Below are 24616 nucleotides of genomic sequence, written 5' to 3'. Positions count from 1 at the left end.
TTAGCGACAGCTGACCGAAAAGCAACGATGCCAGATTTGGGCGCTAAAGAAAAGAGATTGGAGTCAGAGGGTAATTGCCAGGGAGATTGGTGTTAGCCAGCCTACGATCAGCAGAGAACCCGCTCATAATCGAGGCGGAAGAGGCTATCGCTCTCAACAGATGGCTGAAGAGCGGCGTAGACAGGCAAGAAAACCAACAAAGATGCTATCCAAGGCTAGTGGAGGCCAACCAGTCCATGCCAGCCGGCCTCTTTTGCTATCGCCAAGTGTGTCAGCCATTGTGGAAATCTAAGAGTCCCAGTGAGAACTTAAGGCGCCTTTACTGCCCGGCACCTTCCGGCACACCACTGTGGAAACGGAACTGCCCATCAGTACCTTGCACCAATTCCTTTTCTTTCTCCAGCAGGGCCTGAACTCTAGGCTGAATATCTTCATCGCAGGCCTTTTGCGCCAGATGCAAATAATCGCGGAAGTGACGCGCTTCAGACTTCAGCAGCGAGAGATAAAACTTCTGCAATTCATCATCCAACTGCGGCGCAATTCGTGCAAAACGCTCACAGGAGCGCGCCTCGATAATAGCGCCACAAATCAGGGTATCTATCAGCCTGCCCGGCTCAGCACTGCGCACTTCTGCGCGAAGGCCCGCCGCATAGCGTGAGGCACTCACATGGGGATAGGCGATACCGCGCTTCTCCATAATCGCCAGCACCTGCTCAAAGTGACGGAGCTCCTCGCGGGCCAGGCGCGACATTTTGTTCAGCAGCTCAAAGTCATTCAGGTAGCGAAACATCAGATTCAGGGCTGTACCCGCCGCTTTCTTCTCGCAGTTGGCGTGATCGATCAGCATCATCTCCGGCTCTTTCAGAGCCGCCTCCACCCAGGCGTCGGGTGTGGGACACAGAAGAAATTCATTGATAGCGGACAGATCTGGAACTTGAGCACTCATAGGACGAACAAACTTAATCGAAGCAAAATAACTTGGCGCGGGATTATAGCGGTCCCAAGTCACAAACGCCCGCTTTTAAACGACCAGTAAGCCTCCCCCCTCTGCTGACAGGCTCTACAGGTAACCCGCCGGGAGGGCTATCAGCATAAAAGCACCCTCTATTGATAACGATTTATTAAGTGCATTAATATAAAAGTGACCTATTATCCGGCCTATCTGATGAATGACTACCAAACCCAGGCAAAAGCCATACCCCCGCTACTGGAAAACCTCCATGGCGCCGCCCAAACCCTGAGAGAATCCCTGGAACTCCTGCAAAATGCGGAGAAACCCTGGCAGCACTATCTACTCCAGCCGCCCTTCGCGCAGGACGCGGCCCTGAGCCTCAACCAGACTTTTGAGCGCCCCTACTCACTGTCTGGCGCCCTCTATTCACAACTCGACTACCTGGAGCCCATCAGCGCTGGGGGGGATGCTCGCGCCACCTTGCAGGTGCCCGGCCTGCTGGCAGTACCGGCCAAGACGCTGGGGTGCGCACAACAACTCAACCACCACAAAGAGCGCTTTGCCGAGGCTATTGCCGAACTTCGCAGCGCCCTGGCCGAGCGGCCGGTAGCCGAACAGGATCGCACCGTACGGGAAATCCTTGCGGATGCGGGGTATCCTCGCGCGCATCTACGCCAGTGCTATCGCCTAGTGCTGATGTGCCCGAAGCGCCCCGACGCCCTTACCCTGTCGTGGATCAAAGCGCGCAAGTCCATTCGCAAAGTCACGGTGAAGTGGTGTGAAAAGAAGCTGGTGCAGCTGGACCCCCAGGGAGCCGATCCGGGCATCCAGTATCAGCGCCAACTGCTGGCCGGACTGCACAAAAGCCAACAGGAAGATTTGCGCCAGGTACAGATACAGAGCCGCCCCAACCTTCAGGTTGCCGAAATCTTTTATGGCCAGGATGAGGAAGAGGAGTACCACCAAGTCGGCTACTCCTCTATGCCGGTACTGGTAGAGGCCAATGAGGCCGGGCAGCTACCCGAATTTACCCGGGTCGATCACCAGCCGAGTCTGAGCCGGCGGCGACAGAGGCGGGATTTGGCCATCGCCAATGAACCGTTTCTGCCAGCGCTACGGGTATTTTTGCGCCAGCAGCGTTGAGGTCAATCCGATACACTTCCCCACGCCTACCCTCTGCCAATAGCGGCCCCAGCTTCAAGCTGGGACCCGGCTCCGAGGGCAGCAGCCCCCTGTGCGAGCCACCTGCGCCAGATCGCCGATCCCCGCTTGCACCTCAGCGGTGGGATACCCCCATCAGCGCCCTCTCTATAGCTGGCTGAAAATCGGCTAACTGAGCCATCAAAGTGGCATACCCTGTTACCAGCCCCTGCAACAACTCAAAATTGGCAAAGCTGGGGGTAAAGCCAGAAGCATCAACCCCCTCAAGTGTCGCCGCCGCCTTATCCATATTGCCCGATAAGGCAGCACTCAATGCTGTATAAAATGCCATCTCAACCGGGGACTCATCACCGAGGTCAAAGGCAGAGGCATCGGCATAATTGCCTTGAAAAAAGACCGTTTTTTGCTGCAACCGAGCGGTATCGACCGCCCCCTGACGATCAATGCGCTGTTGCAGTAAATCATCAAACAGGGGGGAAGCCGTAATTTGCGCAGCAAACGCCGCCGCCTCCAGAAAATCATCCGAGCATTCTGTGAAGGTAGTGGCATCTGCATAAGTCAAAACGGTCGCCAGCATGGAAAGCTGTGAATCCCAAGGCAGTGCAGCAGTGAAAAAGTGTGGAGCGATAGTAGTGGCCACGGTCTTGATCAACTGCGCTTTGAGTGCAGCATCGGAGGCCTCATCTGCACCGAGTGCCTGATGTATTACCTGAGCCACCTGGTCTACATCGCGACTCAAGAGACCTGTAGTTAACTGCAATTGCAGCTGCATGATGGATGACGCACTATCCTGTACCGCCATTGCCTGTGCCGTTGCTTTTTCTACCGCCAGTTGCGCAGCCTCAGCTTCTTGAGCTTTTTGTAGTGCCCGCTCCTCAGTCAGTTGCCTCGCCTCTTCCGCCTGCACCTTGCGCTTTTGCAGTACATCCAGCAAAAAGTCATTGAGCTTACCGAACACAGCGGAATACCGGCGATTATCGTCGACGCTAACAAACTGACGGTCAACAAGCTCATAAAAGCCGGGTTCCTGATCGCCAAAATGTTCAACCTCGCGAATTGCTCGCGCATAGGTTGTAACCAACAGGCCTAACTCTTCCTCGCATTCGAGATATACCTGCTCCGGGCACTCGCCTTCAAGCGCATTCAATTGCTTGATTTGCTCCGCTGCATGCACAACTTTTTCTTCGGAATGCTCCAGCAGCTGATCTAAAATTTGAGCCGCGTGCTGTGGTTCCCCCAGGACTTGCCAGGTAATTGCCCATTGCAATGAGACAAAAGGCATTCGCTTCCAGAGTCGAGCTTCATCTAGTGTACCGTATTAAATAGATTGCTGATTTGAGAGTGCTTGGCGTGCACGCTCCACTTTCAATAAAATTTCCTCAGCAGATTTCGTCCACACAAAAGCTTTCTTGGCTTCATTATGTGTTTCAATAAATTTCACGATAGCCGTTTCCAACTCCTTGACTGAGGTGAATACCCCTCGGCGCAACTGCTTCTCTGTAAGTAATCCAAAAAATCTTTCCACCAGATTTAGCCAGGATGAACTGGTCGGAATAAAATGAAGATGAACTCGTTTGTTTCTCTTGAGCCAGCGCTTTACATTTTCATGCTTGTGAGTCGCGTAATTATCGACGATAAGATGAAGATCCTGTTCTTTGGGTGTTTGCTTTTCTACGGTCTTTAAAAAGCCTAAGAACTCCTGATGACGATGGCGCTTTCTACACTCACCTATGACCTCACCAGTCAGCGTATTAAGGGCGGCAAAAAGAGTGCTTGTCCCGTGACGTTTATAATCATGGGTCATGGTGCCACACCGCCCCGGTTTCATGGGTAGTCCAGGCTGTGTCCGATCCAGGGCCTGAATCGAGCTTTTTTCATCCACACAAAAGACAACAGCATTTTCTGGCGGTGACATATACAAGCCAACAACATCGCATAATTTTTCTTCAAAAGCAGGATCGTTACTCACCTTGAACTTTTCGGTTAGATGAGGCTTAAGGCCCACTTCCTGCCATACCCTGCTGACAAAAGAGTGGTTAATTCCTAAGACTTTCGCCATGCCTCGCGTTGTCCAGTGTGTCCCATCCTTTGGCTTACTTCCTGTCGTCATCTTGATAATTTTCGAGCGGAGTTTTGCCTGCTCTTCTGAATTCTTACCGCCATGATTAGCCCCCCTGGGCAAATCCTTCTCTATACCTGCCAGACGCTTTTCTGCAAAACGATTACGCCATCGGCCCACCGTATTGACATCAATGCTTAACTTTTTCGCAATTTGGTAGTTGGGAACCTGCTTGGCAGCGAGCAAAATAATCTTTGACCGCTCAGCTAATCTCACCGATATTTTTCGACTTTTTATATTCTTTTCTAACTGCTTTTTTTCTTCCGGTGATAAATTGATTTCAACTTGAGCTGGCATTGGTCTTCACTTAATCGCTAAATTAAGCTCACATTATATATCAGCAATCTATTTAATACACTACACTAGTGTGCTGTATTAAATAGATTGCTGATTTGAGAGTGCTTGGCGTGCACGCTCCACTTTCAATAAAATTTCCTCAGCAGATTTCGTCCACACAAAAGATTTCTTGGCTTCATTATGTGTTTCAATAAATTTCACGATAGCCGTTTCCAACTCCTTGACTGAGGTGAATACCCCTCGGCGCAACTGCTTCTCTGTGAGTAATCCAAAAAGTAACTACTCACCCCTAACTGCCACCTCATCAAAAAAACTATCAGATTTTTTAAAGCAAAGAAACAGAAAAGCTGAGACAAATGCTCTAAGCAAACTCGCTTTATTGTTATCCGCAACGATCTGAGACACGCCAAAATTTGTGATATCCTACACCTTCGAGATAACGGGTTCACTTTTCGGTTATGGCCAACATTAACAAAACTTCTGTGCGCGAGGAAATGGATCGCCTAAAAGCCGAGTTCCAGCGCCAGTGTGCCGAGAAGTTGTTAAGCCAGGAAAGTCGTCTGCTGCTGCAAAGCGTGTTTACTCTGCTAGAGTTGATACTCGCCATTTTTCTGGAGAAAAAAACGGCCAAGACGAATAAAAACTCCAGCAAGCCATCCTCCCAAACGGACAAAGATGAATCCGCATTACCCCATAAAGGCAAGGGAAAACAGAAGCCGTTCAGGCCGCTGACAACCATCGCATCACAGAAACTATCTCCATCAGCGAAGTCCGCTACTGCAGTGACTGCGGCGAAGACCTAACAAGCGCCCCGTGCTTAAGTCATGAACGACGCACTCGTATTGATATTCAGTTTGAAAAAGTAGTCGAGCATGTCGATGCCGAAGTAAAAGCCTGCCCCACTTGCACCCATACCGTGAAAGGCGAGTTCCCTGCCGATATGGCGGGACCATTGCAATACGGCAATGGCCTGAAAGCCTACGCGATCAACCTGTTGGTCTGTCAAATGATCGCCTTAAATCGGGTGCAGAAGGCGGTTAAAGCCATGATCGGGCAAGTGATCTCAGAAGCTACTCTGTTGAAATTTGTCCTGCGACTACATGAAGCCCTGGCGGACTGGGAGCAATCAGCTCTTGAGGAATTATTGCAAAATCCCTCGCTCAACGTAGATGAAACCTCCCTGAGGGTCGAGCAAAAGAATCATTGGATTCATGTGTATGCCTCCGGCGATATTACCCTCAAGTTTTTACACCGAAGTCGCGGTAAGGAAGCAATTGAACACATTGATATCATACCACGCTATGGGGGCGTCATTATTCATGACTGCTGGGCCTCGTATTTGTCTTATATCCACTGTGGGCATGGCCTGTGTGGCTCGCATTTGTTGCGTGAATTGACCTTTATCGTTGATGCCAATGGGTATGAGTGGGCGAATGATATGAAACGCTTACTGCAAGCCACCTGCAAAACAGTCTCGGTGAGAAAACGCAAAAAACTGATTAAAAAGGAATACGCTGTTCTACAACAGCAGTATCGGGAAATTATTGCTAGAGGTGAGCAGGAATTACCCGAGATTCCAGCTAAACCCAAAGGCCAGCGCGGCAAAATGGCGAAGACCGATGCGCATAATCTATGGGAACGCTTGAAAAATTACGAAATGGCGGTTTTATTGTTTGCCAAAGAGAGCCACGTCTCCTTTACCAACAATCGTGCGGAAAGGGACCTGCGCATGTCAAAGGTTAAGCAAAAAGTATCTGGTTGTTTTCGAGCGGCACACTATGCACAGGCCTATTGTCGCATTTCGAGCTATTTACAAACTATGGCTAACAAAGGCCACAACCCTTTGATTGCAATTCAGATGGCGCTTTCGGGCCGTATTTAAATCGGTAGGGGGTGAGTAGTTACCACCATCCTTAACTTCCGCCACCTACTTGAAGCACATCAGCTTGGCCGCCAGCTCTTTGAAGAGATAAATAGCCACCTCAAGGAACTCGGCATGCAGCTAAAAGAAGGCAGTATCGTGGATGCAGCGATTATCAATGCGCCCAGCTCCACCAAAAATCGTGAAAAGGCCCGAGATCCAGAGATGCATCAGACGAAAAAAGGGGGCAATGGTATTTTGGTATGAAAATGCATATTGGAGTTGATGATGTGGCCGGAGTAATACATAGCATAGATACAACAGCCGCAAATTCGCATGATGTGGCAGCTACAGAGCGAATCCTCCACGGCGAGGAAAAAAGAGTCTGGGGTGATTCTGGATACATTGGTGTGGAGAAGCGCGAAGCGTTAAAAGAGCGAGATCTGGATTGGTACATATTAACCCGGCGGAAATATAGATTGGCTTACTGCGCCGCATAATTGATTTTCTTATGCTTGAAGTAAGCAGCAACCCGCTTAGGTGTTTTTTGCAGTATCCACATATGCGATATAATTTTCTTCTTAAACTGCTTAGCATTTCGTGCTGGTGAAGTGCTGCGCACGCCAACCTTTAAATCACAATTCAAATATTCATCTGGATTGAGCTCCGGTGAATATGGCGGCAAATAGAATACCTCTATCTGATCCACTTGATCTTTCAACCAAGCTTTCACCACTTTTGCATGATGCACGCGCAAATTATCCAGAATCAAAATAACTTTACGTTTTGCGTCTTTTGTCAGGCGCCTCATAAATTCAATCAGGCGATCTGCATTCATGCTACCGTCGTAAATTTGAAAACGCACCTTTCCTTGATTGGTAATGGCTGAGATCATATTGCATGAAACGCGTTTAGTATTTAGCTGAATGACAGGTGTTCTTCCCTTAAGAGCATACCCTCGTCCATACTGGCAATCAGAGCGTACGCCTGTTTCGTCACCCCAGTAGATTTCAGCCTTTTCCTTCTTCGCCTTTTTCAGAATTCTTGGATACTCCACCTCCAGCCAAGATTCTACGCGAGTTGGGCATTGTTCATAAGCGCGCCTGAGAGGTTTTTGTGGTGTAAACCCCCAGCGAGCTAGTAGGTCACCAACAGTTCTGACGGCTATTTTGATATTAAATTCTTGCTTGATCAGCAGCTGAACAGCTTGTCTCGTCCAGAGTGCATAAGTCAGCTTCATTTGATCCGGACGTTTATCGATAATCAATTGCTTGATAGCTTTCTCTTGCTCTTCTGAGAGTAGGCGACCGGTTCCAGGCTTTCGCCCCAGCGTTTTGGCTGAAATTCCTTGGGTGCCATGAGCAAGATATGCTCGATACCATTTTCCAATGGTTTCAAAATGGACACCAACAAGGTCGGCAATTCTTTTGTAGGAGTAGCCATTTTTGCGAAGCCGAATGGCTTGCTTACGTTTTTCTTCTTTAGCAGAAGCGGAGAGCGTGCGTGCATCTTCTTTTTTCATGTCTGCATTATATCATCACTAGATGCCCGCCGGGTTAATAGCAATGAAGCCGAGCAAGCTAAAAACTCTTCCAGGGCGTGGTGAACTCCGTAAGGCGGAAAAGATTAAGGCGCAGATAAGAGCCAAGGTCGAGCATCCCTTTCGCTACATCAAGCGGGTATTTGGCTATGACAAGGTCCGCTATCGAGGGCTGCTGAAAAATACCGAGCGGCTGTGCTTGCTAGCAGGCTTCACCAACTTACTGATAGGGAGAAAATACTTGGCTACCCAGGGGTGGTACGCCTGAAATTCGCCTATTGCGGATTTTAGGTGAAAAATCAGGGGGCTATTACACGAAAATTAAGCATTTTCGCGTAATAAGGTGCATTTTTAAGCAGTTCAGCTTAATTCTAGAAAAATACCTGATTGATCAGAGGTTCCTTAATTGTGAAAGTGTCATCAAAATGGTGGCTGCTTAGTGCTCGTCCCAAAGGTCAATCCCCGAACACTTAGCAGCCTCATTGAGGGCTATATACTTAATCAGCCACTACCGACTTATCGTGTAGATTACCAGCTATAGCCATAATTTTGAAAGTCGTCTTTATAATAATTGACAACTTTTTCATACGCATCTTCGGGGATGTGCAATACGATGTTTTTATATGCTGGGTTCTTTGTTCGATTCAATTTTTTAAGATCAGGTAATTTTATATCGATTTCCTTTGCTAAGGCTTTCCAGTCCTCACCAATATCTTCGACTCTCCCTATAAAATCAACAACCTTTTCGCCATTATAATGAGTTTTTTTTGTTTGAGGAAAAAAGTGACTGATTTTATGTTTCTTATAGCCTTCATCTTTGATGAACGCGATATAATCATTGCCGTACTGGTCTCGAAGATTCTTTCTTCTTTTTGCAATAGTTGAATCGTCGTCGGTGATAGATCCTTCTATTTCCACCAAATGATAGAAGGCACTCCGCAAACGCGATAAAGGATTACGCACAAAGCAGAATCTAAAATAATCAGCACCGAGAAGATTTTTTTTGGCTGGTGTTGAATGGCCAATATCGATATGTTCAATTCCTTTTAAGGCTTTTCGGATACTGTTGCCAGCTGTTTTCTCAATGTGAATGAATACTAGTTTCTTTTTCATAAATTTCTCAGGTACATATTAAAGCAGGCTAGCTTCTTATTTGTAGTTAGGTAATTAACTGTCATAGAAGCTGTGCGGCTTTTCTTAGGTTGGTATTGCCGCTATAAATGATTTTTCGTCATTTACCTGCATGTCGCTTAAAGGTAAGAAATATGTGCAATACTTGTGTATTGTTCGAAGTTTAATTTAGTGATAAATTTCAGTACATCATTGCAGCTTCCGTTAACTGATCGAATTCGATCACTCTCATTTTGCCTATACTACTTTATATAATATTTATATGTCAACCGTTAATCATTGATTCTGCCGCTTATCGAAGAGATGAAATCGACAGTTTCAATATTGGCAGCAGTATGACGAAATGAAAATTCTTTCACATATCTAGGGAGGTTTTGGGCTCGTAATAGTGATAAATACTTAGGCTCTTTATGGATTCCGGGGAGCTACCCCAGCAACAAATTAAAAAGCCCGGAAATGGCCGATTTTCCTCGGCGCCTTAGATTGTGCAGACACTCAAAGAAGCTAAGATATAGTGGAAGTTTTTCTTGCGATATACCGCGATGAGGACGTAACCAGGATCGTAACAATGACCAGAAACCTTCCATAGTATTAACATGAACCTCATGAAAACCGTCGCCATCTTCATCCCTGGCATACTCACCCACACTATGGCAAACAGACTTGTGGGTATAACCCCACTCCTCTAAGCGGTCATAAATATTGTATTCATCCGTGTAGACCAGAGTGCCCGAAACGATAGTGCTTTCGATAAGCGGTTGAATCGTTGCTTGCTTTACATTTTCAAGCATACGTATTGCAACCTGCCCGCCTCTCTGAACCATGCCAAAAATGGGAGGCTTTTCCTTTTCCAGGGTACCTCACCCACGAGCACCTCTCAGTCGGTTCCGCCGTCCGCTACGGCCTTTTTTTAACTGCTTCAGGCGCCCTTTGCGGCCTGCAACAATATAGACCTCGTCACACTCTACCTCTCCCTCAAGGGAGGCATCAGGGGCTTTGTCACAAACGGCTTCCCTGAGCTGCTGAGTCATTTTATGAACATCATCTTTGTTCAGATCGAGCTCTTTGCTGATCTGCAAATTGGATAGATTCAATGACATGAGGTATAAGCAGTGCACCCAGACCTTTAGAGGCTGATGGTGCCCCGAAAAGACTGATAACGTCAGATCGTCAAAACGCCGCTGGCAATCTTTACAGCGATAGCGCTGCTTCTCAGGTTGTGTATCATCCTTTCCTTGTCGGGTAACATCCTGGCTCAAACAATGAGGACAGCACACACCATCGGGCCAGCGATACTGCCGTATCTGTTCGTAGCATTTTGCATTATCGAGGAGATCATGAAATTTCATCATGAGTCTGTTTTACAGACATTCGGCTACTGATTCCATTGATGATGTCTCAAATCTAGAGCTCCCCGGAATCCATAAAGAGCCAACTGTTTTAATTGTGTCTTCCATGGGCGGTTACTGCGTTAATCAGACTTCGTAAACCTTATTCTCTCAGTCTCCACCCATGGATTCCAGCACCACGCCCCCCAATTTTCCCCTCAAAACTGTCCGAAGTGTTGTTCTACGACTTCCCGGCAAAACACCGGCAGAGTATCCGAACAACGAACCCGATTGAGTCGACGTTCGGGACGATACGGCACCGGACCAAGCGTTCGAAAGGCTGTCTATCAAGAGAAGGGATGCTGCATATGCTGTTCAAGCTCGGGATGTGCGCGGAAGGAAAATGGAGAAAGCTTCGAGGCTTTGACTACCTTGCGAAGGCCATCACCGGAGTGAAATTCAAAGATGGAGAAGAGGTGCCAACCGCTGACCAGAGCGCCGCCTGATCAAACCTGCTGAACACCAGAATTGACAATAACTCTACAACGGTCAGGGACGCCCTAAACCGTTTGACGGAAAAGTTGACCTTGAAGATTTATGCCGTTTTGATTTTGCTGGAACTTTTGATGCTAAAGTTAAAGTCTACACGAAGGTGGTACACGCCAAATTTTTAAAACGCGCCATACGCGTGGTGCTACTCAAGCCTATCGATGACGATAAAAAAGGAAGTGCGTTACTGTATTCTACAGATACGAATTTAGATGCAATGAAATTGGTCTCGTACTACAAATCAAGATTTCAAATAGAGTTATTATTCAGGGATGCGAAGCAATACACCGGATTAACTCACTGCCAATCCGTGCGAAAGGAAGCCATAAACCTTCATGTTAATGCGTCGCTGACAGCGCTGGATTTGCTGAAATTTGAAGATCGCAGAGAGACGCAGACAGATGCACCTACAGTTATCTCAATCGCCAGCTGGAAGCGCCGCAAGTTCAACCAGCATCTGATGAATAGGATTTTTAGCAGCTTAGGTCTGGACCGAAGCTGTGAAAAAGTCAGCTACATTTATGGTCGCTACAGCGATTACGGGGCAATTGCGGCATAAAAGTGTCCGAAGTATTGTCACAGGAAAAGTGCAATTCAATAGCCGCAATAAATTCCTTTCAGCGAGAAACCTTAAAAGATTAATAGATATGGCAATACCTATCGCCAAAACATCCCTAAATTTAACTCAGCGAATTAAGCTTGATCACCTAAAAACCTAAATTTGAACTGTGAGACATTAATTCAGGACAGTTTTTTGCCCCACCCACTCTCACGTAATAGAAATATTTTGATTTTTAAGATTAAACACCCATACCCCCCATTCACCATTCAGAGGTTTTTTATCATCAAGCAATACACTTTGTGAAAATCAATAACTGGAAAACTAACGAGTCAATATACAGCTGACAGGAACATCTGGTTTTTACTGTGGTATGGATGTGCAAACTTTATGCGATGGCGCTCGCCAGTCAGCGTCAATCCCATACCAGCCCCCCCTCAGAGGAATAAAAGAAAGCCCTCAAACAGCTCAACACTCCCCCTCGTTTTTAATTTACATATCTTATGCGTCGGTCACGCTTATTCCAGGCCCGGCATTGGCTACATTGAAAATATACTGACCGCTGACAACACCGAGGTCCATCGACTGGCAGTGGCTGCCGAGAATGACATCAAAAGCCTATCCCGGTTGCCGGCACCCGGACCGGAATAGAATTCTAACGAGAGAGACTGCCCCGGGGAGACTGAGGCAGCGGTGCGTGGAGAGACATCCATGTGGATATTGCGGAGTTCTTTAGAGGCTCCTTTAGTCTTTTTGCAGGCCCGGGGCGATATAGCGCAGGTAATAGGCCACCGATAGCGCGTAAAAGTCTTCATCAATACGCCGGCGGACCTCTACCAGAGTGACCCCTTGCGCCTCGGCGGTGGGGCGCAACCCATAAGCACTCAAATCCCCAATCTGGCTGGCGCCAGCGCGGAGTAACTCAAACACCCAGCAATAAGCATTCAGGTTGTCATCAAAGCGGATCTGTTGATGACGCAACTGGGAAAGCAGCAGCGACTCATCGACAATTTCCAGCTGGCTGCGCACAGCATTGATCAAATAGCCCTCTCGCCTCGCGGCAATAATGCGGCGCTGCTCTTCACTGTAGGCATTCCAGTCGATCACCTCGTGCGCAAAGCGCTTGCAGCCACGGCAAACATCATCGCCAATTCCCGTGGAGCAAACACCGATACAGGGTGTGCGAACCTTCTTATACATTAACTATCCGACTAACCTATTTATGCCGCCCGAGCGGCCTTCAAATTGCGCGTAGCCTATTTTGTTTCCGCCGCTAAGAAAAGGGGGGCTGCACCAACAGCCAAACCACCAAAATTCACCTAGCAAATAGTCACAATTCACTTAACTTATTGATTTTTCGATAAACTTAACAGAACTAGGGCTTTCCTGTAGTATTCGCCCCCCGCCATCAGCGGCCTCGAAAAAAAAATCCCGGCTGACCGTTAATAGACCGGGAATTCCACCCGCTGTAGGTGCCACCCCACACACCAAGAGGGACTTATCAGTGCTTGAAGCCTATCGCAAACACGTCGCCGAACGCGCCGAACAAGGCATTCCGCCAAAGCCATTGGACGCCGAGCAAGTCGCCGGCCTGGTTGAATTGCTGAAAAATCCGCCAAAAGGCGAAGAACAGGAACTGGTTGACCTGCTCACCCAACGCGTTCCGCCGGGCGTTGACGAAGCCGCTTATGTAAAAGCTGGCTTTCTGTCCGCCATTATCAAAGGTGAAGCAGAATCCCCGCTGATCGATCGCAAACACGCTGTAGAACTGCTGGGCCAAATGCTGGGCGGCTACAACATCTCCACCCTGGTCGAACTGCTGGACGACAAAGATCTGGCCGAGCTGGCTGCCGAGCAGCTGAAAGGCACTCTGCTGATGTTTGATGCCTTCCACGACGTGGAAGAGAAAGCCAAAGCCGGCAACGAATTCGCCAAAGCAGTCATCCAATCCTGGGCTGACGCCGAGTGGTTCACCAAGCGTAACAAAGTGCCCGAGAGCATCAAAGTTGCCGTATTTAAGGTAACCGGCGAAACCAACACCGACGACCTGTCTCCGGCACCGGATGCCTGGTCCCGTCCGGACATCCCCCTGCACGCGCTGGCCATGTATAAAATGAAGCGCGACGGCCTGGAGCCAGAAGAAGCTGGCGTTACCGGTCCGCTGAAGCAGATTGAAGAAGTTCAAGCCAAAGGCCTGCCCGTTGCTTTCGTTGGCGACGTAGTGGGTACCGGTTCTTCCCGTAAGTCCGCCACCAACTCCGTACTGTGGTACTTCGGTGACGAAATGCCGGGCGTGCCCAACAAGAAAGGCGGCGGTATTTGTATCGGCGGTAAAGTTGCCCCAATCTTCTACAACACCATGGAAGATGCCGGCGCGCTGGTATTCGAAGCCCCCGTTGACGAACTGGGCATGGGCGACGTTATCGAAATCCGCCCCTACGACGGCAAGATCCTGGCTGAAGACGGTAAAGTTCTGTCTGAATTCCAACTGAAGTCCGACGTACTGCTGGACGAAGTTCAGGCTGGCGGTCGTATCAACCTGATCATCGGCCGCGGCCTGACCGGCAAAGCCCGTGAAGCCCTGGGCCTGGCGCCTTCCGAGTTGTTCCGCAAGCCTGAGCAACCTGCCGACACCGGCAAGGGTTACACTCTGGCGCAGAAGATGGTTGGTAAAGCTTGTGGCGTTGAAGGTATCCGTCCGGGCACCTACTGCGAGCCGAAAATGACCACTGTGGGCTCCCAGGACACCACTGGCCCCATGACCCGCGACGAACTGAAAGACCTGGCCTGCCTCGGCTTCTCCGCCGACCTGGTAATGCAGTCTTTCTGTCACACTGCGGCCTACCCCAAGCCCGTTGATATCAGCACCCAGCACACCCTGCCGGACTTCATCATGAACCGTGGCGGTGTTTCCCTGCGCCCGGCTGACGGCATCATCCACAGCTGGCTGAACCGCATGCTGCTGCCGGACACCGTAGGTACCGGTGGTGACTCCCACACCCGCTTCCCCATGGGTATCTCCTTCCCGGCAGGTTCTGGTCTGGTAGCTTTCGCCGCCGCTACCGGTGTTATGCCGCTGGATATGCCTGAGTCTGTACTGGTGCGCTTCAAGGGCAAAATGCAGCCCGGTATCACCCTGCGCGACCTGGTGCATTCCATTCCTCTCTACGCCATCAAGCAGGGCCTGCTGACCGTTGAGAAGAAAGGCAAGAAAAACATCTTCTCCGGCCGTATCCTCGAGATCGAAGGTCTGGATGATTTGACTGTAGAGCAGGCATTCGAGCTGTCCGACGCCTCCGCCGAGCGCTCCGCTGCTGGCTGTACCATCAAGCTGTCCGAAGACACCATGTCTGAGTACCTGCGCTCCAACGTAACTCTGTTGCGCTGGATGATCGCTGAAGGTTACGGCTCCAAGCGCACCCTGGAGCGCCGCGCGCGCGCCATGGAAGAGTGGCTGGCCAACCCGAAACTGATGGAAGCGGACGCCGACGCCGAGTACCTGGAAGTAATCGAGATCGACCTGGCCGAGATCAAAGAGCCGATCGTATGTGCTCCTAACGATCCGGACGACGCTCGCCTGCTGTCCGACGTTGCTGGCGACAAGGTAGACGAAGTGTTTATCGGCTCCTGTATGACCAACATCGGCCACTTCCGCGCTGCCGGTAAACTGCTGCAAGAACACAAAGGTGGCATCTCCACACGCATGTGGATCTCCCCGCCCACCAAGATGGACGAGCACCAGTTGATGGAAGAGGGTTACTACAACATCTACGGCTCTGCCGGTGCCCGCACCGAGATGCCCGGATGTTCCCTGTGTATGGGTAACCAGGCACGTGTGGCACCGAATGCCACCGTACTGTCTACCTCTACCCGTAACTTCCCCAACCGTCTGGGCGATGGTGCCAACGTGTACCTGACCTCTGCTGAGCTGGCTTCTGTAGGCGCCATCCTGGGTAAACTGCCGACTCCGGCTGAGTACCAGGAATACGCACAGAACCTGGACTCCATGTCCAGCGAGATCTACCGCTACCTGAACTTCGATCAGATTGAAGACTTCCAGAAGTCTGCCGAAGAAGGCAAGCGTATCGCCGCGACTGAGATCCAGGAAGTGAATGTCTAAGTGACAGCCTGATCCAGACGAAAAGCCCCGCTAACTAGCGGGGCTTTTTTTCTGCTGAAATAAACAAGACACCAATAACAAAAGCAGATAGTGCCAGGCAGGCGTTGAGCGTAAATGCTGTATCGATTCCCGAGGGCATATCAGCTGCCAATGCAACAATGGTGGTATTCAGGCCTAACCCCACTGCACCTCCCGCTATTTGCAGCATAAAAATTATTGCACCCGCCAAACTTGCTCGGCTGGTATCAACAACAGTAATAGCGACCGTTGTAATCGTAGAATTAAACAAACCGATACCCGTCCCCAGTAGCAGAAAACCAGGAATTAGAACAATATACTGAGTATCTTTGTGTAGGTGAGATAAAATATACATTCCCAACGCCATCAGCAAAGTGGCCACTGCTACTATCTTCCTAGCCCCTATCACATCGTATACTTTTCCAGCGAAAAAACCGAAAACACTAAAGGCAAGCATCATTGGGATCAGCCCCATTCCAGCCCTCACTGCCGATACGCCGCGAATATTGGTTAAGAATTGCAGGATAAAAAACAGCCCGGCAAAGAAGAGAGCAGAAATTAGCAAGGTGGCAATTCCGGCGAAAATAAACCGCCTATTCCCAGCCACATCCGGTGGAATCAAGGCCCGCTGACCCACCATTTTTTCAATTAGGGTAAACAAGCCTATAAACAGGAAAAAGGCCACAATAAGACCCAGCACCAGCGGACTTTTAAAACCGACATCAACCACAAGGTCAAACGCAAGCAGCAGGGCAAATAAAGCCAGCGATAGGAAGACTATGCCGCCATAGTCAATACGCTCATCACAAGCCTCAGGGGAATCATCGGGAATAACTTTCCAACAAACATACAGGGCAATTGCCGATATCGGCAGATTGATAAAGAAGATCCACCTCCAGCTGGCGTAATCCGCCAGAGCCCCACCTAACAAAGGGCCTACCGAGTTGGCAATACCACATACAGTAATCCCCCCCTCCGGCCAACCCCGCTCGCTTTTCACCCATCAAACCATAGGTCATGCCCAGGATTGATGGCCACATCATCGCTCCCCCAACCCCCACCAGCGCGCGGGATAGCAACAGCATTTCCATATTGATCGCCAAACCGCCCAACAGTGAAAAAACCATAAATAGCAAGGTGCCAATCAAAAAGATGTTTCTTCTGCCGTACATATCGGCCAGTCGGCCACCTGAGATAATCAATACACCAAAAACCAAGACATAGCCGTTAATGACCCACTGTGTCGTTGTGATATCCGAGCGAAACTCATGCTCCATCGCCGGCAATACAGGAAAAAATGCGGTAAAATCATTAGCAACAAGGAAAATAGCCAGGGACAGAGCCAACAAGCTAAAATAAAGCTTTCTTTGTAAACGGACTTCTTCTCTTTCCACCCCTGTGGTCTCTTTTTTGGGCAAGAAAGTAAAATCTCAAGCAACAAAAATAGCCAACCATTAAAAAACTGACAAGAAAACAAGTATAGAGCACACAGGATTTCATCGCGGGTAGCAGTAACAGCACCCCCGAAACAAATAGAAGTCTAGTATCGGCAACAACACACCCAATTTAATCCCCAAGCTTAATTGGCATCAATAAACCGAGAGCAAACCACCAATAAGAGGGGGTAGGCGCTTGCACCATGGTACATATCACGGACCCGATAAATTCTGATGCCATTGCATTTACATTGGGCAAAGCAAAAATTACTATAAAGCGATCGGCTCATTCCGATATAGAGATCTCATCAGCAGTTACAGATAGGCAATAGACGCTACATGCCGAGAAACTACTACAAAGCTCCTAAAGCAGAATTAGACAACAGCCCCCCTGAGCAAAGAAGCCGCTTATCCTTCAGGATCGCCTTCAAAGCATCGGCTGTAGTTTGCGCCATTTTCCCAGCAATTATTGCCATCCTCTCCATCTTTGACGCACCAGGGCCCCGGATGCTCACTGGCCTGACCTCGGCGCTAACAACTTATTTAGTTACAGCTCTGATTGCCCTAATAGCGACGCTCACCTACGGAAAGCTTGTAGAGAATTTCTTATTGAAAATGCAGATCTACACTCGAACCACCATGATTCTGGGCGGTGCCCTACCCAGCATCCTGCTCTGCCTGTTTGAATCCTTTTTGCCCGCAATTATTATAGGTTTATACGCCATTCCTATCGCTTTTCTATGCCACCACCTTATAAAAGCCAGCCCACCAATTCCGCAATAACGCTAAACAGCATATAGTTTACTGTTGCATCTGGCACTATTTACTACAATCGCAGATTGTATATAAGAAGAGGAAAACTCCTCTCTCTACCGATTGAGGCACCAGTTCGCCCCTTAGAGAAATCCGCCTAAGAACAACTTAATTCGGCAAGAGAAAAAATCTATTAGTCAGGCTCAGCCCCTTACTCCCTTGTAACAATCCGAATTATTAACAATAAAGCATTTATAAACATCAAAATCGATCGGGCAGCCAACCTTCCCCAGCTTCTCTGCCTTTCGCTTTGGCGTATCAAATAGCCACTTATGATAAATAACCAAATACCTCTTCACATACATCTGCATGAATGTACTTGTACTCACCATTCGCAGCCTCCTTCCATACCAAAAAAAAGCTTTGTGAAAATAAATTTCAAATGCAACCCAAATCACAACTCCTAAAAACCACACAAACCTACACAAAGAAAAATTTTAAGCATCAACAGACGCAAATATCTGCATCGGCATGCAACTATATTGCGACTCTTTAACCCCCTTACAGAACACCTCACCCACAGAGATATCGCAGAATTACGCAAAGACTCCCCAATCAGAATATTTCAATCAACCCGAAAGCCTTACTATCTTGGCAAAGTATTCGCCAGCATTACAATAGCAATGTTACCTCCTCCCCACCTTCATCGTCTTCTTCATCATCACTTGGGAAGCTCGACTTTCGATACGAAAATTTTGCTGTATGCTTATCGCATTCAGCCTCTGTCTGTGGAAACATAGAAAAATCTCTAAACCTTAGATCCAGTATCGCCCTAAAAATGCTATTCCGATAAGCATACCGAGGATAATCCAAACCCCACACCTCCACAGACAAGGTCCCCCCGGGCAACAGCAATTCAGTGAGATTTCTAAAGGCATTATCACTATTTATAAAACTTTCACCCGCCCCACTAAAAACATCGATAAATTTAAAGTACTCCCCCAGATAAGAGCCATAATTCTGCGACGCACATACATTAAATATCAAATTGGGCTCAAACTCCGGGCGCTCATCCGCGATAACAAAAGGATCAATCTCATCAAAGTAGTACTTAATAAGCGCGCGGCACTCAGGTACATCCCATGGAAAACAATGCACAACAAGCGCATGTCTTTTAGGGTTTTTAAATACAGGCATTTATAGACTCCATTTATAGTTGTAATAATCACCCATAAATATGGATACCGATACACAAGTTAAATGTCGACTTCTGTTAGACCTAAACTTTCCTGCAAAATATCACTTTAATCAAAAACAAATCGAGAGTCAGCGCCGCCATGGGACCACATGGTGACCACCCAGACACCTCTACAGAACACCTCTACAGAACACCTCTACAGAACACCTCTACAGAACACCTCTACAGAACACCTCCCCCAAAGGTGGAGCACAGAACTATTACATCAACTAAAAATTTCTCACCTTACAAACAACCCTCAAACACCACATACATTTCAACCCAACGGCACAACAAAAACCCCGAGAAACATTACAATATTACACGAACATATCTTTTGAATTACTGTGACGCCGTTACCAAATTGCCTTTCTCGACCTTATCTGATTAAAACCTTTACTCATAACACAACCATCTAAAATACAGTCTCTCCTTAATAACCTTAAATGTGACGACAGCTTTACTGCTGACCAAGCTTCTAGCAATCAGCATCCAACTCAATATAAGCAATTGTTATTAGTAATTTTATCCCAGTATCGCCCACATCAATTCTCGCAAATCACACCACAAGAGAAAACCACTCAAAATAAACAACCTTACAGAACAAGAACTGCATAAAGAGCAGCTAACACTAACATCCGCAATACGACTCAAGCTTAGATAAGTCACAATACCTGCCACTCCCGCCAAAGAAATAAGACCACCCACTTGTTTCAGGCGGCGAGACAACACCCGCCCTAATCGATCAGATTTTTTGGATATTTTTTTGATAACCCTACTGCATTAAAACATATTAAAACCCCTTCCATCGCCAACTGCAACAAACCTCACCACCCTCCATATTCAGCTTTTTCATATCCAAAGGAGCCACATCAGACTTATTGGCATAAGCCATTTTTATAGTACCCACTATAGATTTTCACCAAAAAAATTGTTTATCATCCACACAGTCTCACCGGGGCTCACAACAAAAAAATGATAGCGATCCCTTCAGGACAAACCCAAGATTACAAATACAGCAACTCAAACCACAAAAAATCAAATAATGCATGAAAATTTAATTAAAATAAAATTAAAAATCCCACCATATCGCATCCGGACTACCCTCTACCATATAGAGCCTCCCAACGTACACAAAATACGCTCCCACCAAGCAGAGACAACACCAAGCCTCCTTCCAAATCATTACAGGAAGAAAAAGCAACTACTACTTTTGTAGGTCACAACTAGCGGTAGCAATAACAAAACTCTACGAACAAAAACTTGAAAACAAAAAACAAATTGAGACTGAAAAAATTATTCCACATCCACATTGCCAACCCTGAAATTTACTGCTAATTATTTACCTCGTCCTCACTAGAGATAGAGCGGAAAATTTCGGTATTAACTCGCTCCAGCTCTTAGAGGTCGCCTCAACCTAACCAAAACTCTATTATTTACGGAGAGAATAAATGCAGAAGCCCTACGGATGGATTGGTTGTGCCCTTAGTGCAACCCTGAGTTTCTTTCTGGTGTCACAGTCAGCTATCGCCAAGAATGATGACACACTTATTACTGACCCTGTGGTTTTAGAGGCAATGGGTTTTGAAAGGGACGCAAATAATGTATACGCAGCTAAGGGGGTCAACCTGGATAGATCCCGTGAGCCTGTCCTAAAATCAACTGATAGCCCTGATGCTCAACAAGAGCTATTCCCATCAGGAAGTACGGATTATTCACCCATTACGCCGAAGGAATTTATCGGCCGAGTTGATACCACAGGAACACAGTGGTTATATAACGCAGGCATCAGCTTTGAGCTCAGCCGCTTAGGTACTGAGCGATTTGCCGATGCTCAGTTTGATGATCTACCCAATGGTGGAACTCTGGAGTTTTATCGATGGTGGTGGTCTGATAATGACACCGCTTCAATGATGGAGACTTTTGTTTTTGAAATCTGTCAACCCGCCTTCGCCGGCGGCGCTATCACCTACACGACTCTAGCATCCAGCCCAAGCTTTGACTCGACTACCGGATCAACGGTTGTCTCCCTATCAAGCCGCCCCATTGATACTCAAAGCTGTTATTACTTAGCTCGCGTGCGATTTGATGCCGCAACAACACTCTTAGAGCTACAAAAGGTTCGGCTTCAGTTTATTCACCCATAAGCCCTCCCTAAAAGTTAGAGTTAGCGCCATTAAAGCCTCACCCAATTGGGTGAGGCTTTAGGTATTTAAACGCACCCAGCCGGGAACTGACCAATAACCCCCAGGAGAAACTCTCGACACCCACAAATGCAGTGATCATAACTATCCTCTTGCATTAAGAACGTATAAAGCAACCAGACCCTTGACAGCGCAACTGAGTTGATTTTGACAAAAGAGAAGTCGGGACAAAGCCCGCCGCTCAAGAACAGGGTTGCAGGCTATATTTTGACCTTATTCTGAAATACCATTTGCAACAATCTATCCGCTAGACAATACAGTCACATTCTTCCAAACCATTTAAAAAACCACCTAGCACACCTATATTTTTTATACAATCCCGCAGCCATTTATTCCGATTCAAATCTGGCATATATACCGGCAAAAAATCAGCTAAAACTGCCATCCTCTAAAACGCTTAAAAGCACAAATTGAACTAAAAGATTACACCGCACCCACATTGCCAACCCTGAAATTTACTGCTAATTATTTACCTCGTCCTCACCAGAGATAGGGCACACAAAATCTTTGACAGTTAGCTTAACGTTGAATCGCCCTAGCTCTTAGAGGTCGCAGCAATCTAACCGAAATTCTATTATTTATGGAGAATGTAGATGCAGAAGTCCTACGGATGGATTGGTTGTGCTCTTAGTGCAACCCTTGGCTTCTTGATGATGTCGCAGCCGGTTATAGCAAAAAATGATGACTCTCTTATTACTGACCCTGACACCTTAGAAGCGATGGGCTTTGAAAGGGACGCAAGTAATGTATATGCAGCCAAGGGCGTCAACTTGGGCAGGTCAGTTGATCCCTACCTGGGGGCAACTGATAGCCCTGATGCTCAAGAAGGATACTTTCCCTCAGGAAGCACAGACTATTCGCCAATTACGCCGAAGGATTTTATCGGTCGAGTGGATACCACTGGGTCGCAGTGGTTATACAATTCAGGAATCAGCCTTGAACTCAGTCGTCTAGGTACTGAGCGGTTTGCCGATGCCCAATTTGATGACCTTCCCAATGGCGGCACTCTGGAGTGGTATAGGTGGTGGTGGTCTGATAGTGATGCCACGTCACTGATGCAAACTTTTGTTTTTGAGGTTTGCCAACCTGCCTTCGCTGGCGGCGCCATTACATACACGACTATCGCTTCCAGCTCCAGCTTTGATACAACCACAGGGTCAACCTCTGTATCTCTTTTAAGTCGCCCCATTGATACCCAAAGCTGCTACTACTTGGCTCGTGTACGATTTGATGCCGCAACAACACTCTTGAGACTACAGAAGGTTCGGCTGCAATTTATTCACCCATAAGGTCAACCCTGAAAATTAAACCTACGGTTAAAGCCCCACCAAATTAGGTGGGGCTTTAACTACTGGAGCACACCCAACTGAGCGCAGCAAATAGAACCGAAAGGCAAGTATATAATTCATTCCTGATAGAAACAGATTAGGTATCAAGATTTACCGTATAAAAAATTATTAGTGTTCAGTTAATTTTGATCGACCGCAGCCCCATTTATATCAATCTGATAAGGATGGTAGGCTGAGTCAACGGTGAATTCGATATTGGTACCAAGTAGTTAAAGGCTTACTGATAATAGGGACTATAATTTAAATTGTGCAACTGCTCATACCCCATACCAGATGCCACAACGTAACCGCCACCTACTCTCTTAGCTTTTAAATTTTAAAAAAAATCTGTACTATGCCACCGGCCATTTATAGTGAATTGTAACAAAGTCTATCTGGTACATTTTATTAGCCAGGTGGCAATATCGCTTACGAAACCTCCTCAACACAATCACTTTTATGGACAAATATTGACCTTGTGTGTAGGCAAATAAAGGAAAAATTGTGGAAGATATTAAGGTAGAAACTATTAAGAAGGGAATTGCTGGCGCTGTTGTACTACTGCTAATCCTACCTATCCTCATGGGAACCGTCTTTACGGTTGACGAAGGGCACGTAGGAATTGTAAAGCGTTTTGGTAAGGCTGTTTCACAGGTTGATCCCGGAATTCATACAAAGGTCCCACTTATAGACAATGTAGTCGAAATCGAAGTCAGAACCCGGAAAAATGTTGAGACGATGAATGCCGCCACGGCGGAGCAGATGCCGTTAAAAGCGGTGACAGCTGTGAACTGGACGGTAACTCGTAGCGCTGCCATTGATTTGTACAAGCAATATGGTGGCCTGGAACAATTTGAGCAGCGTATCCTCGACCCCAGACTGAGAAGTGCCAGTAAAGCGGGTTTAGCCGAGTTTAAAGCCGAACAGATTATTCAGAACCGAAATGCGGCAATCCGACGGATTGAGGAACTCCTGGAAGAGGAAACCAAGGGGCTGCCTATGGAGCTTGGCGATGTACAGATTGAGAGCATCAACTTGCCTCCCAAGTACATCCAGTCTATTGAGACCAAACAGACGGAACTCAATCTGGCTGCGGCAGAAAAACACAAACTAGAGCGTCAAAAACTTGAAGCACAGCGTGAAGTGAATACAGCCAATGCACGCCGTGATGCCACCAAAGCTAAAGCGGATGGTGAAGCTCATAAGATTCGGGTAGAGGCCGAGGCGGAAGCTTATGCCATTCTCGAAAAGGGTGAAGCCGAGGCCGCAGCGATTAAAGCAAAAGCCGAAGCAATTGCCAAAAATCATACCTTAGTTGAATATATTCGCGCGCAGCAGTGGAATGGCCAGATGCCTTCAACCATTATGGGCGGCGATCAACCAATTCTGTGGGATATGGGAAGTAATTCTAACCGCAAAAATTAACTTGCCCCACAGTTAGAGTTTTTCTTACCTTTTGTAGCAAAGGCTTGGCGTCTCCCAATAGCGGCGCCAAGCCTATCTTCTTATGTTGGCAGTATTTTCCAGATAGTGATCACCACTTAAGCCCCTCTCAGCTGCGGCAACTTTGCCTCAGTTTTCCAAGCCAAATGATAGATACTTACCTCCACCTCTTAAAGGGAATCATTTAGAGAACCCCTATTACACATATCAATGTCTACCGCCTTTCAGGTACAGAAATAATTTTAACAAGAGTTGAAGGGGCTATAGCAATTCTGCCTAGGCGTATATCGGACTCCCCGGGAAGTCTTACCCCAAATCGAATCGGATCTAGATCATCACAAGCAGCAGAATCATTACTGGCCCCACGCACAACAACCAAAGTCTCAATAATAGATGCTGGAAGTCCCCTTCCACTTGCCCACCAAATACCTGCTTATCAACCACAATTAAGATGTAGCTTGTGCTTTAGCGCCACCTTTGGGGACTGACTTGGGCAATACAATAAACCGGTAGCTGCAGAATCAACCGCACAATCCCTCCTAGGAGATTTTTCTCAAGCTATTGATAGTTAATTCCCAAG

General features: G+C 47.5%; 21 protein-coding genes and 4 pseudogenes. 13 read left to right on the top strand and 12 right to left on the bottom strand.

Annotated elements, in window-relative coordinates:
• Nucleotides 1–10 precede the first annotated feature (10 nt).
• Complete coding sequence (locus tag ACJJIK_RS01255) at nucleotides 11–292, top strand: hypothetical protein (protein WP_444945028.1); 282 nt, start codon at nucleotides 11–13, stop codon at nucleotides 290–292.
• Between the two features lie 27 nt (nucleotides 293–319).
• On the opposite strand, the gene ACJJIK_RS01250 is transcribed toward ACJJIK_RS01255, so the two are convergent.
• The gene (locus ACJJIK_RS01250) at nucleotides 320–946 is read right to left on the bottom strand and encodes a tRNA-(ms[2]io[6]A)-hydroxylase (RefSeq protein ID WP_444943939.1); all 627 of its coding nucleotides are present in this window, start codon (nucleotides 944–946) and stop codon (nucleotides 320–322) included.
• 195 nt (nucleotides 947–1141) lie between these two features.
• On the opposite strand from ACJJIK_RS01250, the gene ACJJIK_RS01245 reads away from it, so the two are divergent.
• On the top strand, nucleotides 1142–2095 hold the full coding sequence (locus ACJJIK_RS01245) for a hypothetical protein (protein WP_444943938.1): 954 nt from the start codon (nucleotides 1142–1144) through the stop codon (nucleotides 2093–2095).
• A gap of 133 nt (nucleotides 2096–2228) precedes the next feature.
• On the opposite strand, the gene ACJJIK_RS01240 is transcribed toward ACJJIK_RS01245, so the two are convergent.
• From ACJJIK_RS01240 to ACJJIK_RS01230, 3 genes and pseudogenes are all read right to left on the bottom strand, one after another.
• The gene (locus tag ACJJIK_RS01240) at nucleotides 2229–3395 is read right to left on the bottom strand and encodes a hypothetical protein (protein WP_444931577.1); all 1167 of its coding nucleotides are present in this window, start codon (nucleotides 3393–3395) and stop codon (nucleotides 2229–2231) included.
• A gap of 36 nt (nucleotides 3396–3431) precedes the next feature.
• A complete protein-coding gene (locus ACJJIK_RS01235) occupies nucleotides 3432–4529 on the bottom strand; it encodes an IS630 family transposase (protein WP_444943937.1) in 1098 nt (365 codons plus the stop codon).
• A 78-nt stretch (nucleotides 4530–4607) separates the two neighbouring features.
• Nucleotides 4608–4802, bottom strand: a pseudogene (locus ACJJIK_RS01230) (IS630 family transposase); the annotation flags it as partial.
• A 185-nt stretch (nucleotides 4803–4987) separates the two neighbouring features.
• On the opposite strand from ACJJIK_RS01230, the gene ACJJIK_RS01225 reads away from it, so the two are divergent.
• From ACJJIK_RS01225 to ACJJIK_RS01215, 3 genes and pseudogenes are all read left to right on the top strand, one after another.
• A complete protein-coding gene (locus tag ACJJIK_RS01225) occupies nucleotides 4988–5332 on the top strand; it encodes a hypothetical protein (RefSeq protein WP_444931578.1) in 345 nt (114 codons plus the stop codon).
• Nucleotides 5272–6411, top strand: a complete 1140-nt coding sequence (gene tnpC / locus ACJJIK_RS01220; protein WP_444945027.1) for an IS66 family transposase — start codon at nucleotides 5272–5274, stop codon at nucleotides 6409–6411. Before ACJJIK_RS01225 ends, tnpC begins: the two co-directional genes overlap by 61 nt.
• A 21-nt stretch (nucleotides 6412–6432) precedes the next feature.
• Nucleotides 6433–6857: pseudogene (locus ACJJIK_RS01215) on the top strand (IS5 family transposase); the annotation flags it as partial.
• Between the two features lie 17 nt (nucleotides 6858–6874).
• Here ACJJIK_RS01215 and ACJJIK_RS01210 read toward each other — a convergent pair.
• A complete protein-coding gene (locus ACJJIK_RS01210; protein WP_444931579.1) occupies nucleotides 6875–7912 on the bottom strand; it encodes an IS630 family transposase in 1038 nt (345 codons plus the stop codon).
• 85 nt (nucleotides 7913–7997) lie between these two features.
• On the opposite strand from ACJJIK_RS01210, the pseudogene ACJJIK_RS01205 reads away from it, so the two are divergent.
• A pseudogene (locus ACJJIK_RS01205) lies at nucleotides 7998–8198 on the top strand (transposase); the annotation flags it as partial.
• 260 nt (nucleotides 8199–8458) lie between these two features.
• Here the strand turns inward: ACJJIK_RS01205 and ACJJIK_RS01200 are convergent.
• From ACJJIK_RS01200 to ACJJIK_RS01190, 3 genes are all read right to left on the bottom strand, one after another.
• Nucleotides 8459–9043 (bottom strand): sulfotransferase family 2 domain-containing protein, encoded by a 585-nt coding sequence (locus ACJJIK_RS01200; RefSeq protein WP_444931580.1) that lies wholly within the window; start codon nucleotides 9041–9043, stop codon nucleotides 8459–8461.
• A 443-nt stretch (nucleotides 9044–9486) separates the two neighbouring features.
• A complete protein-coding gene (locus tag ACJJIK_RS01195; protein ID WP_444932326.1) occupies nucleotides 9487–9915 on the bottom strand; it encodes an IS1595 family transposase in 429 nt (142 codons plus the stop codon).
• Between the two features lie 6 nt (nucleotides 9916–9921).
• On the bottom strand, nucleotides 9922–10410 hold the full coding sequence (locus tag ACJJIK_RS01190) for a transposase (protein ID WP_444943936.1): 489 nt from the start codon (nucleotides 10408–10410) through the stop codon (nucleotides 9922–9924).
• Between the two features lie 218 nt (nucleotides 10411–10628).
• Here ACJJIK_RS01190 and ACJJIK_RS01185 point away from each other — a divergent pair.
• Nucleotides 10629–10895: pseudogene (locus ACJJIK_RS01185) on the top strand (IS256 family transposase); the annotation flags it as partial.
• A 146-nt stretch (nucleotides 10896–11041) separates the two neighbouring features.
• Nucleotides 11042–11497: a transposase gene (locus ACJJIK_RS01180; protein WP_444931582.1), complete on the top strand. Its 456-nt coding sequence runs from the start codon at nucleotides 11042–11044 to the stop codon at nucleotides 11495–11497.
• A 744-nt stretch (nucleotides 11498–12241) separates the two neighbouring features.
• Here the strand turns inward: ACJJIK_RS01180 and ACJJIK_RS01175 are convergent.
• Nucleotides 12242–12697: a DUF1289 domain-containing protein gene (locus ACJJIK_RS01175; RefSeq protein WP_444931583.1), complete on the bottom strand. Its 456-nt coding sequence runs from the start codon at nucleotides 12695–12697 to the stop codon at nucleotides 12242–12244.
• Nucleotides 12698–13001: 304 nt separating this feature from the next.
• On the opposite strand from ACJJIK_RS01175, the gene acnB reads away from it, so the two are divergent.
• The gene (gene acnB / locus ACJJIK_RS01170; RefSeq protein WP_444931584.1) at nucleotides 13002–15617 is read left to right on the top strand and encodes a bifunctional aconitate hydratase 2/2-methylisocitrate dehydratase; all 2616 of its coding nucleotides are present in this window, start codon (nucleotides 13002–13004) and stop codon (nucleotides 15615–15617) included.
• A gap of 34 nt (nucleotides 15618–15651) precedes the next feature.
• Here acnB and ACJJIK_RS01165 read toward each other — a convergent pair whose 3' ends face one another.
• Entirely contained in the window at nucleotides 15652–16566 is a 915-nt protein-coding gene (locus tag ACJJIK_RS01165) for an MFS transporter (RefSeq protein WP_444943935.1), read from the bottom strand.
• Nucleotides 16457–17029, bottom strand: a complete 573-nt coding sequence (locus tag ACJJIK_RS01160) for an MFS transporter (RefSeq protein ID WP_444943934.1) — start codon at nucleotides 17027–17029, stop codon at nucleotides 16457–16459. Before ACJJIK_RS01160 ends, ACJJIK_RS01165 begins: the two co-directional genes overlap by 110 nt.
• A gap of 381 nt (nucleotides 17030–17410) precedes the next feature.
• On the opposite strand from ACJJIK_RS01160, the gene ACJJIK_RS01155 reads away from it, so the two are divergent.
• A complete protein-coding gene (locus tag ACJJIK_RS01155) occupies nucleotides 17411–17854 on the top strand; it encodes a hypothetical protein (RefSeq protein WP_444931586.1) in 444 nt (147 codons plus the stop codon).
• A gap of 642 nt (nucleotides 17855–18496) precedes the next feature.
• On the opposite strand, the gene ACJJIK_RS01150 is transcribed toward ACJJIK_RS01155, so the two are convergent.
• Nucleotides 18497–19021, bottom strand: coding sequence for a hypothetical protein (locus ACJJIK_RS01150; RefSeq protein WP_444931587.1), 525 nt, complete (start codon nucleotides 19019–19021; stop codon nucleotides 18497–18499).
• 1491 nt (nucleotides 19022–20512) lie between these two features.
• Between ACJJIK_RS01150 and ACJJIK_RS01145 the strand changes: the two genes are divergently transcribed.
• The 3 genes from ACJJIK_RS01145 (at nucleotide 20513) to ACJJIK_RS01135 (ending at nucleotide 24018) form a co-directional block, all read left to right on the top strand.
• On the top strand, nucleotides 20513–21208 hold the full coding sequence (locus tag ACJJIK_RS01145; RefSeq protein ID WP_444931588.1) for a hypothetical protein: 696 nt from the start codon (nucleotides 20513–20515) through the stop codon (nucleotides 21206–21208).
• 650 nt (nucleotides 21209–21858) lie between these two features.
• Nucleotides 21859–22554: a hypothetical protein gene (locus ACJJIK_RS01140; RefSeq protein ID WP_444931589.1), complete on the top strand. Its 696-nt coding sequence runs from the start codon at nucleotides 21859–21861 to the stop codon at nucleotides 22552–22554.
• 543 nt (nucleotides 22555–23097) lie between these two features.
• On the top strand, nucleotides 23098–24018 hold the full coding sequence (locus ACJJIK_RS01135) for a prohibitin family protein (protein WP_444931590.1): 921 nt from the start codon (nucleotides 23098–23100) through the stop codon (nucleotides 24016–24018).
• The last annotated feature ends 598 nt before the right edge of the window (nucleotides 24019–24616 follow it).

Source organism: Microbulbifer regidiadema (SeqCode), assembly GCF_052466995.1.
The sequence above is the reverse complement of the archived record's forward strand: the minus strand, read 5'-3'. Positions and strand labels throughout refer to the sequence as shown.

Excerpts from the sequence above, each read along its gene's own strand:
- ACJJIK_RS01250 (WP_444943939.1), bottom strand. The coding sequence starts at position 946 with ATGAGTGCTCAAGTTCCAGATCTGTCCGCTATCAATGAATTTCTTCTG.
- ACJJIK_RS01240 (WP_444931577.1), bottom strand. The coding sequence starts at position 3,395 with ATGCCTTTTGTCTCATTGCAATGGGCAATTACCTGGCAAGTCCTGGGG.
- ACJJIK_RS01150 (WP_444931587.1), bottom strand. The coding sequence starts at position 19,021 with ATGCCTGTATTTAAAAACCCTAAAAGACATGCGCTTGTTGTGCATTGT.
- ACJJIK_RS01140 (WP_444931589.1), top strand. The coding sequence starts at position 21,859 with ATGCAGAAGTCCTACGGATGGATTGGTTGTGCTCTTAGTGCAACCCTT.
- ACJJIK_RS01145 (WP_444931588.1), top strand. The coding sequence starts at position 20,513 with ATGCAGAAGCCCTACGGATGGATTGGTTGTGCCCTTAGTGCAACCCTG.
- ACJJIK_RS01155 (WP_444931586.1), top strand. The coding sequence starts at position 17,411 with ATGCCGAGAAACTACTACAAAGCTCCTAAAGCAGAATTAGACAACAGC.
- ACJJIK_RS01175 (WP_444931583.1), bottom strand. The coding sequence starts at position 12,697 with ATGTATAAGAAGGTTCGCACACCCTGTATCGGTGTTTGCTCCACGGGA.
- ACJJIK_RS01190 (WP_444943936.1), bottom strand. The coding sequence starts at position 10,410 with ATGAAATTTCATGATCTCCTCGATAATGCAAAATGCTACGAACAGATA.
- ACJJIK_RS01200 (WP_444931580.1), bottom strand. The coding sequence starts at position 9,043 with ATGAAAAAGAAACTAGTATTCATTCACATTGAGAAAACAGCTGGCAAC.
- ACJJIK_RS01225 (WP_444931578.1), top strand. The coding sequence starts at position 4,988 with ATGGCCAACATTAACAAAACTTCTGTGCGCGAGGAAATGGATCGCCTA.
- ACJJIK_RS01210 (WP_444931579.1), bottom strand. The coding sequence starts at position 7,912 with ATGAAAAAAGAAGATGCACGCACGCTCTCCGCTTCTGCTAAAGAAGAA.
- ACJJIK_RS01235 (WP_444943937.1), bottom strand. The coding sequence starts at position 4,529 with ATGCCAGCTCAAGTTGAAATCAATTTATCACCGGAAGAAAAAAAGCAG.